We start from the raw sequence: 16660 nt of genomic DNA, 5'->3' as shown, positions 1-16660 counted from the left end.
ACCACGGCGGCGTGCGCCAATAAATCAAGTTGGCAAATCGTCTGCCCGTATGATATACTGCAAGCGGGCACGAATTGCGCCTGTTTCCCTAAACAGAAAAGTGAACTCTATTCCCGCTTGCAGTAGACAATGCCCCCGCTGACAGCATTCGAGTGTTTGCCGAGGTGTTGCACACGATGACACAACCCGTTGTATCGGGAGCCGATAGAGACGCCAACTTTCCGGGAGTCGGCATCTCTGAATATGAAGCCGCTCGCGCCACGGTGGCGCTGATCGAGCGCGCGGAGATGGGTGCGCTGCGCCTTTCCGGCGCGACGCGGGTTGATTTCGTGCAGCGCCAGACGACCAACGATGTCAAGGCGTTGCGCCCCGGCCAGGCCACAATCACGGTGTTGACCAATCCGCAGGCGCGCATCCTCGATACGCTCACGGTGCTGGCGCGGCCGGATGATTTCATCATCCTCAACGGGCCGCCCCTGCGTGAGCGGTTGGTGCGTCATCTGCGCGGCCTGATTTTCTTCATGGATCAGGTGACGGTGACCGACCTGAACGCGGAGACGCATCAGCTCGAATTACTTGGCCCGCAGGCGCCCGACTGCCTGGCCGCAGCCGGCGGTCAACCGGACATCGCTGCCCTGGCGCGCTTTCAGTGGCGCGAGATCAGCCTGGCCGGTCACTCGGTCACCGTTGTGCGCCTGCCCGGACCAGGCGCTGACGCTTGGCGCCTTTTGACGCCGGCCGCGGGCTGGACGGAGGTCCGGGCGGCGCTGACCGCCGCGGGCGCCCGCCCCATCGGGCAGGAGGCCTACAATCGGCTGCGCGTCGAAGCTGGAATGCCGGCGCCTGGCATCGAGATGACAGACGCCGTGACCCCGCTCGAAGCCGGCCTGCTGGCGTACATCAGTCAGACCAAGGGCTGCTACACCGGTCAGGAGATCATCGCCCGCCAGCTCACCTATGACAAGGTGACGCGTCACCTGTGCGGGCTGCTGTTGGCGCAAATGGTGGCGCCCGGCGCTGCGCTGGAGGTCGAAGGTCGCAGCATTGGCACGGTTTCCAGCAGCGTCTACTCGCCGGCGCTTGCACGTCCCATCGCCCTGGCCTTCGTCAAACGGGATTACGCGACGGCCGGGACAGCGGTCATGGTGCGCAGCGGCGACGAGACGATCGAGGGGCAGGTGGTTGACTTGCCATTCGAACGGCCATGACCGACCGTTGGCGCTTGCTGAGCAGCGCGCCGCTGGATGGCGCCACCAATATGGCCCTGGATGAGGCGCTGGCCGAATCGGCCGGAGCGGGTGAGAGCCTGCCGACGCTGCGTTTCTACCAATGGGCGCCGCCATGCCTGTCACTGGGTCGCAATCAGCCCTTGTCAGAAGTGGATCTGGCGGCCTGTCAACGCCTGGGCTACGACATCGTCCGGCGACCCACTGGGGGGCGCAGCATCCTGCACACCGACGAGTTGACCTACAGCGTGACCGGCCCTGCGTCCGAGCCGCGCCTGACCGGCGGCGTGCTGGATGCGTATCTGCGCCTGGCCGAGGCCCTGGAGTTGGGGCTGGAGCGGATGGGGCTGACGGTCAAGAAGGCGCCCGGTGACACCCGCACCGGTGCTGATGTCAGCGCCGCGTGCTTCGAAGTGCCGTCGGCCTATGAGATCACGGTCAATGGCCGCAAGTTGATCGGCAGTGCACAGAGCCGGCGCCAGGGTTGGGTGTTACAGCACGGCTCCTTGCCGCTGACCGGGGACATCACCCGCGTGGTGGACGGCCTGGCCGTGGCGTCAGCAGACGAACGCGAGGCCCTACGCCTGACGCTGGGTCAGCGCGCCACCACCGTCGAAGCCGAATTGGGCAAACCCATTGACATCCATGCGGCCATGGTCGCGCTCGCCGGCGCATTTGCCGAGCATTTGCACCTGAGCTTCGAGCCAGGCGAACTCAGCGCCCGCGAGCAGCAGCGCGTCGAGCGTCTGCTCAGCGAGCGCTACCGCCATCCCGCGTGGACCGGCAAGAACTGACGTCATGACACCATCTATCGCTTATCTCAGTCTCGAGCTACGCCTACCAGGAAACGGTTCCTTGAAGGGCAAGCGCGGCATCCTGAAGTCGCTTCTCGCGCGGCTGCGGCATGAGTTCAACGTCTCGGCCGCTGAAGTGGATGCGCACGACGCCTGGCAGCGCGCGGTGATTGGCGTCGCGTGCGTATCGGTCAGCTCGGACTATGCGCACGGGCTGCTGCAAGCCGTGGCCGACGCCGTCGAGCACTGGCGTCTCGACTGCGAGGTCGTGGACTACGACATCGAGCTGCTTACATGAACGATTCGAACTCAGCGCTTCGAAATTGAGTACCCATGTCACCATAGGGAGTGTGGAAAACACAAACATTGCGAAACAAGGCGAAATTTGCTATAATACGCCGCTGAGGAACAACAAGCCGCCTCGGTCATGTTACCGGGTGCGGTTTTTGCATGGATGAGGGAGCAATGCCTTGACGGACGAACTGACGGGTCTCCAACCCGGCACAAACGGGGTTGATCTACAAGTCGGCACCAGCGGTGTTGATCCGCGAATCGGAAAAATCCAGCCTATTGACATAGATGTCGAGATGCGCAGTGCGTATCTTGACTATGCCATGAGTGTGATTGTGGCGCGCGCCCTGCCCGATGCGCGTGACGGCCTCAAGCCGGTGCATCGGCGTATTCTGTATGCGATGCATGACATGGGCATGCGTCCGGGTACCGCGTATAAGAAGAGCGCCCGTATCGTCGGTGAAGTGCTCGGTAAGTATCACCCGCACGGCGACGTGGCCGTCTACGATTCGATGGTGCGCCTGGCGCAAGACTTCTCGATGCGCTACCTGTTGATTGACGGCCAGGGCAACTTCGGCTCGATTGACGGTGACAGCCCGGCCGCCATGCGTTACACCGAGGCCCGCCTGGCCCGTTTGTCTGACTACATGCTCGGTGACATCGAAAAAGAAACGGTGGACTGGGGGCCAAACTTCGACGACTCCCTGGAGGAGCCGACCGTTCTGCCGGCCCAGCTCCCCAATCTGCTCCTCAACGGCTCATCAGGCATTGCCGTCGGCATGGCTACCAACATTCCGCCGCACAACCTGGCTGAACTGGCCGATGCCATCGCCTACCTGATCGAACGATGGGAACAGCGGGATGACGTGACCGTTGAGGACTTAATGGAACTGATCAGCGGCCCGGACTTCCCCACCGGTGGCCTGATCATGGGCACGGAGGGCATTCGCAGCGCCTATGCCACCGGCAAAGGGCGCATTATCATGCGCGGCGTGGCCTCCATCGAAGACACGAAGGGCGGGCGCTTCCGCATCATCGTGACTGAAATCCCCTACCAACTCAACAAGACCACCCTGCTCGAACGCATCGCCCAACTGGTGCGTGAGGAACGGCTCGATCAGATCAGCGACCTGCGCGATGAGTCCGATCGCGAAGGCATGCGCATCGTGATCGAACTGAAGCGCAGCGCTTCGGCGCGCAAGGTGCTCAGTCAGATCTACAAATTGACACCGCTACAAAGTACGTTTGGGGTCAACCTGTTAGCCCTGGTTGAAGGCGAGCCGCGCCTGCTCTCGCTGCGCCGCGCCCTGCAGATTTATGTCGAACACCGCCAGGAAGTGCTGACGCGGCGCACACGCTTCGAGCTGCGCAAGGCCCAGGAACGTGCGCATATCCTGGAAGGATTGCGCATCGCTCTGCAATTCCTGGACGAGGTGATTGCGCTCATCCGCGCTTCCAAGAGCGCCGATGATGCTCGCACGGGGCTGATGACCCACTTCAACCTGAGCGAGGTGCAGGCGCAGGCCATTCTCGACATGCAACTGCGGCGCCTGGCAGCCCTGGAACGAGCCAAGATCGAGGCCGAATACCAGGAGATGATGGCGCGCATCGCCCACCTGCGCACACTGCTCGATCATCCCGAAAAAATCCTGGAGATCATCAAGACCGACATCCTGGAACTGAAGGAGAAATTCGGCGACCGCCGCCGGACGCAGATTCTGCCGGACGGCAGCGCGGACGACGAGGATGTCGTTCCACAAGAGCACGTCCTGGTGACGCTGACACAGGACAATTTTGTCAAGCGCACGCTGACCCGTGTCTACCGGGCACAGGGACGTGGTGGCCGCGGTGTCGTCGGCATGAATACACGTGACGAGGACCAGGTGGTGCAGGCGCTCAGCGCGCGCACCCTGGATTTCGTGCTCTTCTTTACGAACAAAGGCCGGATCTATTCCGAACGCGCGTTCAACCTGCCCGACGCCAGCCGCACCGGCAAGGGCCTGGCCATTGTCAACTTCATCAATCTGCCGCCAGATGAACGGGTAACGGCGATGGTAGCCGTGCCCGATTTCGAACACGCCACCTATGTGACGATGGCAACCGTCGGCGGTCGCATCAAACGCGTGGAGCTGAGCGAATTCAGTTCGGTGCGGCCTAACGGCATCATCGCCATGCCGTTGGAAGATGGCGACGAGCTCGGCTGGGCCAGGGTGACAAGCGGCAAGCAGGAATTGATCCTGGTGACGGAGAAAGGGCAGGCGCTGCGCTTCGACGAAAACGAGGTGCGCGCGATGGGACGCACCGCCAGCGGCGTCTGGGGCATCCGCCTGGGCGAGGGCGACCGGGTCACATCGCTCGATGTCATAGAGCCAGGCGGTGATCTGCTGGTGGTAACGCCGCAGGGCTTTGGCAAACGTTCTTCGCTGAGCGAGTATACGCCGAGGGGCCGCTACACTGGCGGTGTGGTCACCCTGTCACAATCACGCCTGGAAAAGGACGGGCGCATCGTCTCATCGCGTGTGGTGCAGGAGGATGAAGAAGTGGCCTTCTTCTCCGCCGGCGGCATTGCCCTGCGCCTGCGTGTCAGGGACATCCCGCGCCACGGTCGCGCGTCCAGCGGTGTGCGCCTGGTGCAGTTGAAGAAGGATGACACAGTGGCGGTGATGGTGCGCCTGGGGCTTGCGCCGACGGCGGAGCCAGTCACGCCAACCGCTGCCCTTCCGCCGCTCCCCTTACCAGCCCCTTTGCCAGCCCCTTTGCCACCCCCCTTGCAAAATCGAAGAGACGGCGTCAGCCACAGCGTGAGGCGATAGGAACATCATCATGTCTGTGACCCATCTCATCGGCCGCCGGTCCGGCCCTCAGATTGAGTGTATGCCCACAGTGGACGCAGAGCGGTTGACTGAAACATTGGTTGCATTCGCCAATACCGATGGCGGCCACATTCTGCTCGGTGTAACGCCGGCCGGCCATGTCATCGGCAATCTGCAGGAAGAAGAAGTGGAGGGCGCCTTACGCCATGCGCTGGTCAACTGCCGGCCCCCGGTCAAAACGGAGTGGCAGTTGGTGTCAACAGGCCAGGGCGATGTTGTCGGCGTCTTCGTACCGCGCAGCACCGAGCTGCACAGCCTGGCCGATGGTCGGGTGATCGTGCGCAGTGGTGCGCAGAACAGCCCACTGGGCGGCGAGCAGATCCGGCAGTTGGCGGCCACTAAGTCGAGCAGCGACTTCGAGGCGGAGCCGATCGCCGGCGCCACCCTGGCTGACCTGGACGAGGCCATCATCACCGAATACATCGAGAAGCGCGAGGAGCGTCAGCGGCGCAAGCTGACGCTGTCGCGTCAGGAGTTGCTGGTTCAGATCGGCGCGTTGACGCCCGAGTTGGCGCCCACGACGGTTGGCATTCTGCTGTTCGGCCGCGATCCCCAGGTTTTCCTTCCTCACAGCGGCGCGGTGTTCGTGCGCTTCACCGGCACGGAGGCGCGGGGGCCGCAGGGGCTACCAGGCTACGGCCGCCGCGAGGAGATCGTCGGTCCGCTGGCGCGCCTGATCGAGCGCCTGTGGCAGATCATCTGGAGCGAAATGCGCGTGCAGGCGGTGGTGCGCGGCTTGCAGCGCGAGGAAAAATCGGAATACCCGCCCTTTGCCGTGCGCGAGGCGTTAGTCAGCGCGGTGTGCCACCGCGATTACCGGGTGCGGCCGCCGCATCGAGGCGCATGTTCGACGACCGCCTGGAAATGAGCAGCCCCGGCGGCTTGCCCGGCTACATCACCCTGGACAATATCGTCGAGGAGCACTTCAGCCGCAATCCACGTCTGGTCAACGGCCTGTTCCAGTGGGGCTACATCGAAGAGCTGGGACTGGGCATTGATCGCATGATCGAGGATATGGTCAAGAACGGCCACCCGCAGCCGGAGTTCAAACCAACGCCCTACGCGTTCTCCGTCGTGCTCAGGAACATCCAGACCTCGCGGCCGATCCCGGTCTGGCAGCAGAACATGAACGAGCGCCAACTGCGCGCCATCCAATTCATCCAAACCAGCACCCGCATCACCAACCGTGACTATCGCGACCTGTGCCCCGACGTGTCCGCCGAAACCCTGCGCCTCGATTTCGCCGACATGGTGGACAAGGGCATCCTGCTGAAAGTAGGCGACAAGAAGGGTACGTACTACGTCCTGAAATAACGAAGGAACTGTGACACCACAAGATTATCACATCAACATCTTCTACAGCGAGGAGGATGAAGGGTATATCGCCGATATCCCCGATCTGCGCATGTGCTCTGCCTTCGGCCTGACCCCCGCCGATGCCCTGGCCCAAGCCGAGATCGCCAAGCACGCCTGGCTCGACGCCGCCCGCGCCGCCGGCAAACCCATTCCCCCACCCCGTTACCGACCTATCATCTACCAGCTTGCAGCCTAATGCGCATCCTGAAATAACCCAAAAAGCGTTTGGGATAAATTTGGGATAAAAGTGGGGATATTTTCGCCACGAATTACACGAATTGGCACGAATTGGTTATTCGTGGAGAGACGCTGTCTGCACGTTGGCCTGGTGCGCCGCTTTGGGGCCGAGCAGTTGCCAGAGCTGCTGGCGAAGGCGCTCAGCCGGCCCGGTGGTGTAGAAGCGCCGCTGTGGGACTGAGCTTGTCAGCGGTTTTGTCTCCAGCCGCTCCCACAGGCGCCGCGCCTGCCGGGCGACGGCCGGCGCTGGGTCTATCACCTGGACGCCTGCCCCAACGACCGCCTCGATCGCCGGGCGCAGAAACGGGTAGTGCGTACAGCCCAGCACCAACTCATCCACGCCTTGAGCCGGCAGACCGTCCAGGTAACGGTGCAGCAGGCGCTGGGTGGCCGGGCCGTCCAAATCACCCTGCTCCACCTGCTCCACCAGGCCCGGACAGGGCTGCACGAACACCTGCACGCCGTGCGCAAAGCGCGCCATCAAGCGTCCGAAGGGTTCGCCCTGAAAGGTGGCCGGTGTCGCCATGACCGCCACCTTGCCGCTGTTGGTTTTCTCCACGGCCGGCTTCAGCGCCGGCTCCATACCTACGATGGGCAGATCGAACAGCCCGCGCAAGTGCGACAGCGCCGCGGCCGAGGCGGTATTGCACGCGACGACGAGCAGCTCGATTTCCTGGGCCAGCAAGAAACGAGCCACTTTCTCAACACGTTGACGAATGTCGGGCAGCGTGCGTGGTCCATACGGGCAGTAGCCCTGATCGGCAAAATAGATCAAGTCCACGTCAGGCAGCAAAAAGGCGATCTCTCGCCAAACCGAGAGACCGCCTACACCAGAATCAAAAATACCGATGGATGCCACAGATGGCTCAGTGCCCGTTGCGCCGCGACTCGACCGCCGTCTGCACGAACGTCTGGAAGATGCGCAGCATGGCGGCATCATTGCGCGGGGCCAATTCCTCAGGATGCCACTGCAGGCCGATGGCAAAGGGGTGATTGATCGCCTCGACGGCTTCGATGACCCCGTCAGGCGCCCAGGCGGCGGCGCGCAGGTTGTTGCCCAGCGCCTTGACCGACTGATGGTGCATACTGTTGACCGAATGCTCGCCGCCGATGATGTCGTGCAGCCGGCTGCCCGTGTCTACCTCGATCTCGTGGCTGATACGGAAACGCTCGAATTGGGGCGGGAAGTAGTCATGCTTTTCGGACTGGGGCCGCAGTGCGGTGATGTCCTGAAAGAGAGAGCCACCGGCCACCACATTGAGCATCTGGGCGCCGCGACAGATGGCCATGATCGGCTTGTTCTCCTGCAACGCCCAGCGCGTCAGCAATGATTCGGTGCGGTCGCGCTCCGCGTCCACTGCGCCCAGGAGTTCGTGCGGTTCTTCCTCGTACAGCGCGGGATCAATATCCTCTCCGCCCGGCAGAAAAACGCCATCCAGGCTATCGTAGATCGTGCGCAGCGTCGCCTCGTCCAATTCCAAGGGGATGGTAATAGGTGCGCCGCCAGCCAGGGTGACGCCCTGGACGTACATGCGATTCTGGATATAGATGGACAGGCCAAAATAACGCTGCGAGCGATCGCGCGCGCTCGGAATGCCAATCAATGCCTGTCGCGGCCGCGATCCGTTTCCGTTCACTCCCATGACTCTCTACCTTTGTTCTCTCTGCTTGCCGACTCTCTTGTTTGCTGATTCCGTTCAGTCAGCGCGCCCACGTGCGGCCTGATCCCGCCTGGCCCGGCATGAGACGTGCCTGCTCAACCGTTGCCATGGGTTCCGTTTTTCCCTGCCAGGAGCGCTCGCAGGCGGGCAACCTCTGTCTCGGCCACCTCAGCGCGCTGCAAGGCTTCGTGTGCGCGCTGCGCTTCAGTCGCGGCGCGCTGCGCTTCAGTCGCGGCGCGCTGCGCTTCAGTCGCGGCGCGCTGGGCTTCGGCCTCGCCAACAACGGGAATCAAAGCCCCATCCGACCCATAGAGACGCAGCCAGGTCTGCTGCAGGCGCAGGAACTCGCCCTGCCAGGCGCCCAACCAGGCGTCGAGTTCATGACTCCAGAGCCAACCATGCGCATTCGGTTTCAGGGCGCGGTATTCGCCGGCGTCCAGACGCCACCCCAGTAGCTCAGGTCCGCCGGGGTCATAGCAGAAATACTCCGTCGTGCGAAACACCCGCTCGTACAGGTCCTTCTTGAATCCCAAATCGGTATGAATCGTGGATGGAGAGGCCAGCTCGATGATGACATTCGGATAGCGGCCGTTCTCCTCCCAGACGATCCAGGCGCCCCGATCACGGCTGCCATCCACCCCAGTGACCATGAAAAAATCAGGCCCGCGATAGTCTCGATTGCGCACTTGCTCCGCACTGAAGTAGATGAACATGTTGCCACCGGCAAAATAGTCGGTGCGCTGGCGCCAATGATAGTGCAGCGAGTCAATCAGCAGGTTCATCTCGATACGATGCCAATTTGATTCCAAGGGGACACCATCCTCTGTAGGTAACTCGAGCATCATGAAGTCAAAGCCGACTGGCCGCGCTTCTGTTCGTAGATCCAACATCGTTCATCCCTCCGCGCTGCTTACACGCAAAGCAGTTGTATGCAAGTATATCATAGACCAGCACATTGTGATAATGCATAAGCCGGGCGACACCAAGCCGCCGCAACAAAGTCAAAGTCCGCGTACATGGACTACCCCTAAAATGTAACGTTTGCTGGTTGACAAAGCCTGTGAGCAATGCTACAGTGCAGCCCATGATCTGGCAGACTCGTTTCGTGGCTTTCCATCAACACTCGCGCTTGCAACACCCGCGACGGCCGGCCCGCATGGGGCTGATCGTGCTGCTGATTGGGGCTTGTTGCCTCTACCTATCCACGCTGGATAATGGATTGCGCGCCGGTGAATTGGCCGGCGGCGACCTGATCACGCACCAGTATGCCCAGGTGCAGGCACGACCAAGCAACGCGCCCGGCTATCCGCTCTACACCTTGGGCGGTTGGCTCTGGTTCCACGGCGGACGCCTGCTGCTGCCCCAGGTCAACCCCGTCAGCCTGCTGGCCGGCTACTCCACATGGTGGGCGCTGCTGACGTTGGCCCTGCTCTATCGGCTGCTTCTGCGCCTGACCCAGCACAACTGGCCGCTGGCCTGGCTCGCCGCCGCCATCTACGCCACCACCTACTTCTTCTGGTTCTACGCCGTCACCACCGAACAGTACACCTCGGCCGTGCTGCACACGTTGCTGTTCGTCTGGGCCGCCTGTCGCTGGCTGGAAGCTGCACCACGCGCAGGCGCAGCCGTCGGCTCCCCTCACGCGGCCGACCGCTGGCTGATGCTCATCGCCCTCCTGACGGGGCTTGCGCTCAGCCACATGGTCACAGTCCTGGCGATTGTCCCACCCATCGCCTGGCTGGTGCTCCGCCAGCAGCCTGATCTCCTACGCCGGCCGCGCTTCCTCGCTCAGCTCCTGGTCATCGCCCTGCTCCCGCTGCTCAGCTACGCCTTCATCTACCTGCGTGGCGCGCAGCATCCGGAATGGCGCGGCAGCGGCGTCTGGTTGAGCACCTGGGACTGGTTCTGGCATTTCATCAGCACCGGCCAGGGCCGCAGCGAATTGACCTGGTCGCTCACGCCCCCGTGGACGGTCGAATGGCCCGCGCTGCTCTGGCGTGAGCTGACGCCCCTGGGCACGCTGGCCGGTCTTGCGGGCTGGGCGCTCCTCGGTCGGCGCCTGGGTGGCCTGCTGGCCGGCGCCGCCCTCATCTACGTCGCCTTCAGTTTCATTGACCGCCTGGGCAACTGGTACCAGGTGGTGATGCCGGTCTATGCCCTGCTGGCGTTGGGGTTAGGCGTGGCAGCCGACCGGGTCTGGAAGCGCGCCACGGCCGGCGCAGTGTACAGCGGCCGCTGGGCGCGCCGCGTGCCGGCGCTGCTGCTGCTGGCGCTCGGTCTGCTGCTGGGCAGCCGCCTGCTGTTCAACTTTGGGCGCGCCGATCAGTCCGATCGAATCACCGACACGGGGCTGGCGCCAGGCTGGGATCTCTTGGCGGATGCGCCGTCCGCGGCGCACATCCTGGCGACCACAGCCGAGGCTGACGCCCTGCGCTACCTGACCATCATCGGCGGCGTGCGGCCAGACGTGCGCCCGCTGACAAGCGCGGAGGCCCGCGACATCTTGATCACGGGCGGGCGGCTTTTCACTTCGGTGGCGGCCGCGCCCCTGGTCGCGCAGGAGGTCACAGCGCAGCCGCATTGGCGAGCCGTCAGCGCCAACTTGATTGAGGTGATGGCCGCGCCCGCGCTGGCCGCCGCTAAACCAGACGCCCAGGTCATCGGCGATGGTCTGGCCTTGCTCAGCGTCACCGCGCGCCTGGTCGAACCGCAGCGCGCAGACGATTGGCCCGGATGGGCGCCATCCAGGCCGTTGACGCCGAGCCTTGAAGTGCGCGTCACCTGGCTGGCGCAGGCGCGGCCGGCCGCGGACTGGGCGGTGTCCATACGCGCCATTCGCCAGGGGCAGGCACTGCAGGCGGCAGATCAGCTCGTTCAATTCGATGTACGCCACCCGGTCGCCGGCCTGTATCCCACCACCGCGTGGAGCGCCGGCGAAGCCATCACCGACGTTTTTCGCCTGCCCTTGCCCGATCAGCAGCGTCCGGATGCGGCGCAGATCGTCATCTACCGTCAGCTTGACAGCGGCAGCTTCGAGAACCTGGGCAGCATTCAGATACCGATCGAACCCTAGACAGCCCACGCGCCTGATCGGTGCAATAAAGAGAGCCTGCGAAACGGGCGTTTCGCAGGCTCCCTGACTCAACCGGGCATTTCCCGAAAGCGGACGAAGATTTACTGCTCCTCGTGATTGACCACAACCTTGACGTCGGGTCGAATGTCCCCCAGCAACTTGACGCCCACGCTGTGCGTGCCAACCTCGCGGATGGGGTGTTCAAGCAAAATGGTGCGCTTGTCCACCGGCTGCCCCAATGCCTTTTCGAGCGCGGTGGCAATATCAGCGCCAGTGATCGACCCGTAGAGACGGCCTGACTCGCCGGCCTTGGCCGTGAACGTGAGTGTCGTGGCCGTCATGCGCTCGGCCAGGGATTGCGCCTGCTGACGTTCGCGTGTCTGGCGGCGGGTTGTCGCATCCTTGATGTCTTTGACCTGCTGACGTACACCACCGGTCGCGGGTGTAGCCAGCCCACGTGGGATCAAATAATTAGCCGCATAGCCGCCCGTTACCTTCTTGATGTCACCGGCATGGCCCAGGGCCGGCACGTCTTTCAATAAAAGCACTTCCATGATCTGCTCTCTGACTCCTCTGCTTGGGTTCGTTTTCCACGTAGCGCCATCTTACTCGAAATCTGCGCAGCGTCCAAATTCACCGCGGCCCGGTCGCCCGCTCACCCCCGCCCCAAATTTTGCCTCTTGGCAGATCGCCGCGCGTGATATGCTCGACTCGTTAACAGCTCTGTCCCCCCCCCACGCCCGCCGGGCCGACTTTTGCCACGAATTGACACGAAACAACCATCAGGCGGGTGGGGCCAGGGCCGCAAAGAGGATGGCTTGCGGGCCTTCGGACGGCAGGCTGACGATGCGCTGGCGGTCGTCGCTGGCGTCGGCTTGTACATGGATGGTCATCCCGAAGGTCAGTCCGAGTGACTCCAGGGGCACGGCCACTTCGATGACGCGCTCACCTACGGCTGTGGGCGCCGTACCTACATGCTCCCAGCCGTCGCTCGTCTGCTGGTGCAGCCAGGCTGTCGTCGCGGCTGCCATCCGGCGCACGCCCCACGTTGTGGATGTCCGCCCTGGCGCTTCCGTGCGCAGGTTGACGCCAATGTCGGTGTGAGCAGTGCTGGTGGCAAGTTCCAGGCGCAGGTACAGGGCGTTGTTGTCATAGCCGACGCGGATGATCTGCAGCGGGCTGGGGCGATCGTCGGCGCGCTGCATGGCGCCGCTGACCGCGCGGGCCTGGATGATGGCCGCGCCGTTCCACTCGGGGGCTGCATCCGCCGCGGCGCGCAGTCTGGGGGTGATCTGCGCGGTTGGCTGTTGATGGTTCCACAGCAGGCGGCCGCCCTGGGCAATGGGTGTCATCACCCACTCTGGAATGGCCTGATGCATGATTTCATAAACCACCGCCATGTTGGCGCGGAAGGTTTGGTCGAACAGCAGGTCCTGGTCGGAGGAGTTGTTGCGCGAATACCACCAGAACCAATCGCTGCCTTCGCTGATGTAGATGGCCTGCCAGGCACGCGCCAACTGCGCCGGCTCGATGTCCACGGTCGCCTGTTGCCAGGCGATCAGGTCGGCGCGGGTACGGGCCAGGGCGCTCCAGGCGCGCGTGTGCTCAGGGTCACCGATCCAGGTGGTCAGGTCGCCGCGAATCCAGGAGCCGGTTGCCAGGTGCGGCAGGGTGGCGCGAGTGGGGTGCGTGTCCAGGTATTCGCTGACGGTGACGGCGCGCAGTTCGTGGTTCTGCTGCAGGCGCTGATAAAGACTGTCGAGAAAAATATCACCATTGTGTTCGTACCATTCCCAGCAGTTCTCGCCGTCCAGGATGATGGGCAGCAGGAACGGCTGCGTGTCGCCCAGGCGCCAATGCACCCACTGCAGGCGGGTGACCAGGTCTTCGGCCGCCTGCACGCCGTGGATGTTCTGGTAGAGAAAGCCAATGCGATCCGACATCTCATGGTCGCGGAAGATCATGGCGGGGCCGGGCTGGTCGTCAACGAGCAGGCGATAGGGCTGGTAGAAAGCGGCCGGGTTGGTGTTGAGCTTCTCATGGTCACGAACCACGGGGATGTCGAGACTGCGGGCCAGGATCTCTTCATCCGAGGCCAGCCAGCGCAGGCCCGCGGCCTGGACATAGGGCAGAATCTCCGGGGAGACGGCGCCTTCGGCCGGCCACAGTCCGCGCGGCAGGCGACCCAAATGCTGACTGTGATGGGCAACGGCCAGCCGCACTTGGGTTTCGGCATCGGTCGGTGCGCTGAAGTTGTAGCCGGACGGCGGCAAGGGCAGGCCGGGCGAATGGCGCAGGGCATGACGATTGTCTTGCAGGAGCGGCAGGATAGGATGGTAGTAGGGGCTTGTGGTCAGTTCGATTTGCCCCTGGGCCTCGCGCTCGCGGTAGCTTTGCAGGGCCATGCCGCACATCTTGAGATGTTTGTGGATGACGGCCATGGTGTCGGCCAGGCTGAAATGGCGCCCCTTGCGCACGAGGGCGGACAGTTCAGGGTCGTTTTCCAACCAGTTGGGATCAGTCCAGGCCAGGTTGAACCAGGTGATGAGGTCCCGGTAGTCGGTATCGCTGAGGGTCAGCGGATTGAGCAGGGCGCGCTCGCGCTGTTCGATCAGTTCGTTGAAGCGGGGGTAGCGGCGCGCGATGTTGGGCCAGTTGACGCTGTAGCAGATGTTGACGAGATACGTCTTTTCTTCCTCGGTCCAGGCGCTGCGCTGCGCCAGGGACATGACGCGGTCGGTCAGGCGACCGGCGGCGTAGTCGAGCAGTTGCTCGGTGAGGGATGGGACCAGGTTGAAGGTGGCGTGGACGGCGGGGTACTTCGCCAGGACTTCAACCATGTGGAGGTAGTCCTTGGCCGCATGCAGACGCACCCACGGCAGCAGGGCTTCAGTCTGCCCAGGCGCGCGGTAGTAGGGCTGGTGCATGTGCCAGACGAAGGCGACGTAGAGTGGATAGGGCATCGTTGACCTCATCGAGTCATGCGGCGCTGAAGTCGGCGATACCTCTTCAGCGCCTTGGTTTCATGTTTCTTTTGTACGGAGGTGGGGGAAGAGAATAACTTCCCGAATCGTGGGCTGATCGGTGAAGATCATTGCCAGGCGATCAATGCCGATGCCACAACCACCGGTGGGCGGCAGGCCGTAGCAGAGCGCGGTGATGAAGTCTTCATCGAGTGGATGCGCATCTTCGTCACCGGCAGCCAGCGCGCGCCCCATGTCTTCGAAACGCTGCAGTTGATCGAGCGGATCGTTGAGTTCGGAGAAGGCATTGCTTATTTCCATGCCGCCGATGAAGCATTCGAAGCGTTCGACCGTGGTGGGATCCGTGTCCTTTTTCTTGGCCAGTGGCGAAATTTCCACCGGATAATCCAGGATGAACGTCGGTTGCACCAGATTTGGCTCGACGTGCGTGGCAAAGAGGCTCTCGATCAGTTTTCCTCGGTTGGCGTTGGCTTCTGGTGGATGCCCCAGACCGCGCATGGCGGCGGCTAGGCTGGCGGCATCGGCGTAATCCGCGTAGTCCAGCCCGGTGGCCGTGCGAATGGCCTCGCGCATCGTCAGCCGGCGCCAGGGCGGGGTGAGATCAAGCTCATGACCCTGGTAGGTGAGGCGGGTATGGCCGTTCAGCGCCCGCGCCACCGACGTGATCAATTCTTCGCAGCGTCGCATCATGCCGCCATAGTCGCTATAGGCTTCGTAGAACTCAAGCTGGGTGAACTCCGGGTTGTGCTTGAAGCTGATGCCTTCGTTGCGAAAGTCGCGGCCGATCTCATAGACGCGCTCGTAGCCACCGACGAGCAGGCGTTTGAGGTACAGCTCGAACGAGATGCGCAGGTAGAGATTCTGTTTGAGCTGGTTGTGATAGGTTACAAAAGGCCGCGCCTCCGCGCCGCCGTAGAGCGGCTGCAGGATGGGGGTTTCCACCTCAAGGAAACTGACTTCATCCAGGTAGCGACGGATGGCGCTGACGATGCGCGCCCGCGTGACAAAGGTTTGGCGCACCTCTGGATTGGCCAGCAGGTCCACGTAACGCTGGCGAAAGCGGGTCTCGACATCGCGCAGGCCATGCCACTTATCTGGTAAGGGGTGCAGCGCTTTGCTGATCAGGCGCAGTGACTGCACCTGGCAGCTCGGTTCACCCGTCTTGGTGCGCACAAGGGCGCCGCTGGCCTCGACGAAGTCGCCGAGGTCCAGGAGTTTCTTGAGCAGATTCTCGTAGATCTCAGCGCCCACGTCGTTTTGTCGAATGAACAACTGGAAACGACCACTGCCGTCTTCGATATGGGCGAAGGACGCCTTGCCCATGATCCGGAGCGCCACCAGGCGGCCGGTCAACCAGACGGTCGCCGCGCTTGTGCCGGTTGCCTCGGCGGCTTCCAGGGCCGCTACTGCCTCCTGCGCCGTGTGGGTGCGCTGGCAGCGTGCGGGATAGGCAGGGATGTTCAGTTCTTGTAAGCGCGCCAGCTTTTCGCGGCGGGCCTGCTCTTGATCGCTCAGATTTTCAAACACGGGTCACTCGATCTCGACGATGTCCACGTTGATGGTGCCGCCTGGTGTGTTGATCTGTTTGTGCTGACCCACCCGTCCGCCCATCAAGGCGCGGCCCATAGGCGATTCGTTCGAAATTCGCCCCTCTGCTGGGTTAGCTTCGGCCGAACCAACGATCACATAGGTGTCAGTCTCGTCAAACTCGATATCGCGTACCGTGACGCGAGCGCCGAGCACGACGTGGGTTTTGTGGTGATTGCTCTCGATCATGACCGCGCCGGCAATCAGGCGCTCAACGGTCTTGATGCGTCCTTCCACAAACGCCTGCTCATTCTTGGCTTCGTCGTAGCCCGCATTCTCAGACACGTCGCCATCCATTTTGGCTTCGTGAATCTTGTGGGCCACGTCCGCCCGTCGTACGGTCTGCAGGTATTCCAGCTCTTCGCGCAGCTTCTGAATACCTTCTACTGTCAAGTATACTTCCTTGTTATTCGCCATCGTCCTCTCTCGTGCATTCTTGTGGTCACGGCGTTGACCAGGGCTATGGCGCGCTATGGCGCGCAATGAAACAAAAAAAAGACCAGCGCCGAAGGCGCCGTCTTCTATCGAGCCTATCTGATGATGATGTGACCCCTGCATTGGCTGCGGTGGCAAACCGG

The 16660-nt window shown here is 62.8% G+C and carries 15 protein-coding genes; 8 read left to right on the top strand and 7 right to left on the bottom strand.

Annotated features, from left to right (window positions below; all coding sequences use genetic code 11):
• Positions 1-176: 176 nt before the first annotated feature.
• The 7 genes from IPM84_27385 (at position 177) to IPM84_27355 (ending at position 6736) form a co-directional block, all read left to right on the top strand.
• Positions 177-1208, top strand: a complete 1032-nt coding sequence (locus IPM84_27385) for an aminomethyl transferase family protein (GenBank protein MBK9096413.1) — start codon at positions 177-179, stop codon at positions 1206-1208.
• Positions 1205-2020, top strand: coding sequence for a lipoate--protein ligase family protein (locus IPM84_27380; protein MBK9096412.1), 816 nt, complete (start codon positions 1205-1207; stop codon positions 2018-2020). Before IPM84_27385 ends, IPM84_27380 begins: the two co-directional genes overlap by 4 nt.
• Before the next feature lie 4 nt (positions 2021-2024).
• Positions 2025-2318: a DUF503 domain-containing protein gene (locus IPM84_27375; protein MBK9096411.1), complete on the top strand. Its 294-nt coding sequence runs from the start codon at positions 2025-2027 to the stop codon at positions 2316-2318.
• Between the two features lie 289 nt (positions 2319-2607).
• The gene (gyrA, locus tag IPM84_27370; protein MBK9096410.1) at positions 2608-5124 is read left to right on the top strand and encodes a DNA gyrase subunit A; all 2517 of its coding nucleotides are present in this window, start codon (positions 2608-2610) and stop codon (positions 5122-5124) included.
• A 10-nt stretch (positions 5125-5134) separates the two neighbouring features.
• Positions 5135-6052: a putative DNA binding domain-containing protein gene (locus IPM84_27365; GenBank protein ID MBK9096409.1), complete on the top strand. Its 918-nt coding sequence runs from the start codon at positions 5135-5137 to the stop codon at positions 6050-6052.
• On the top strand, positions 6028-6498 hold the full coding sequence (locus tag IPM84_27360; GenBank protein MBK9096408.1) for a hypothetical protein: 471 nt from the start codon (positions 6028-6030) through the stop codon (positions 6496-6498). The genes IPM84_27365 and IPM84_27360 overlap by 25 nt, the downstream gene beginning before the upstream one ends.
• 10 nt (positions 6499-6508) lie before the next feature.
• Positions 6509-6736, top strand: a complete 228-nt coding sequence (locus tag IPM84_27355) for a type II toxin-antitoxin system HicB family antitoxin (GenBank protein MBK9096407.1) — start codon at positions 6509-6511, stop codon at positions 6734-6736.
• Positions 6737-6832: 96 nt separating this feature from the next.
• Here the strand turns inward: IPM84_27355 and murI are convergent, their stop codons facing one another.
• The 3 genes from murI to IPM84_27340 form a co-directional block, all read right to left on the bottom strand.
• On the bottom strand, positions 6833-7714 hold the full coding sequence (murI, locus tag IPM84_27350) for a glutamate racemase (GenBank protein MBK9096406.1): 882 nt from the start codon (positions 7712-7714) through the stop codon (positions 6833-6835).
• Entirely contained in the window at positions 7644-8420 is a 777-nt protein-coding gene (locus IPM84_27345) for a gamma-glutamyl-gamma-aminobutyrate hydrolase family protein (protein MBK9096405.1), read from the bottom strand. The genes murI and IPM84_27345 overlap by 71 nt, the downstream gene beginning before the upstream one ends.
• Positions 8421-8533: 113 nt before the next feature.
• On the bottom strand, positions 8534-9328 hold the full coding sequence (locus IPM84_27340; GenBank protein ID MBK9096404.1) for a Uma2 family endonuclease: 795 nt from the start codon (positions 9326-9328) through the stop codon (positions 8534-8536).
• A 170-nt stretch (positions 9329-9498) separates the two neighbouring features.
• On the opposite strand from IPM84_27340, the gene IPM84_27335 reads away from it, so the two are divergent.
• Positions 9499-11511 carry a DUF2723 domain-containing protein gene (locus IPM84_27335; protein ID MBK9096403.1) on the top strand — a complete coding sequence of 671 codons (2013 nt, stop codon included), beginning with the start codon at positions 9499-9501 and terminating at the stop codon, positions 11509-11511.
• A gap of 101 nt (positions 11512-11612) precedes the next feature.
• Here the strand turns inward: IPM84_27335 and IPM84_27330 are convergent, their stop codons facing one another.
• The 4 genes from IPM84_27330 to greA form a co-directional block, all read right to left on the bottom strand.
• The gene (locus tag IPM84_27330) at positions 11613-12065 is read right to left on the bottom strand and encodes a 50S ribosomal protein L9 (protein ID MBK9096402.1); all 453 of its coding nucleotides are present in this window, start codon (positions 12063-12065) and stop codon (positions 11613-11615) included.
• Between the two features lie 228 nt (positions 12066-12293).
• Positions 12294-14474: a glycoside hydrolase gene (locus IPM84_27325; protein MBK9096401.1), complete on the bottom strand. Its 2181-nt coding sequence runs from the start codon at positions 14472-14474 to the stop codon at positions 12294-12296.
• Positions 14475-14534: 60 nt separating this feature from the next.
• The gene (gene lysS, locus IPM84_27320) at positions 14535-16022 is read right to left on the bottom strand and encodes a lysine--tRNA ligase (GenBank protein MBK9096400.1); all 1488 of its coding nucleotides are present in this window, start codon (positions 16020-16022) and stop codon (positions 14535-14537) included.
• A gap of 3 nt (positions 16023-16025) precedes the next feature.
• Positions 16026-16499, bottom strand: coding sequence for a transcription elongation factor GreA (gene greA / locus IPM84_27315; GenBank protein ID MBK9096399.1), 474 nt, complete (start codon positions 16497-16499; stop codon positions 16026-16028).
• Between the last annotated feature and the right edge of the window lie 161 nt (positions 16500-16660).

This window comes from Candidatus Amarolinea dominans (genome assembly GCA_016719785.1).
Lineage (GTDB): Bacteria > Chloroflexota > Anaerolineae > SSC4 > Amarolineaceae > Amarolinea > Amarolinea dominans.
This window is presented reverse-complemented; position numbering and strand designations above follow the sequence as displayed.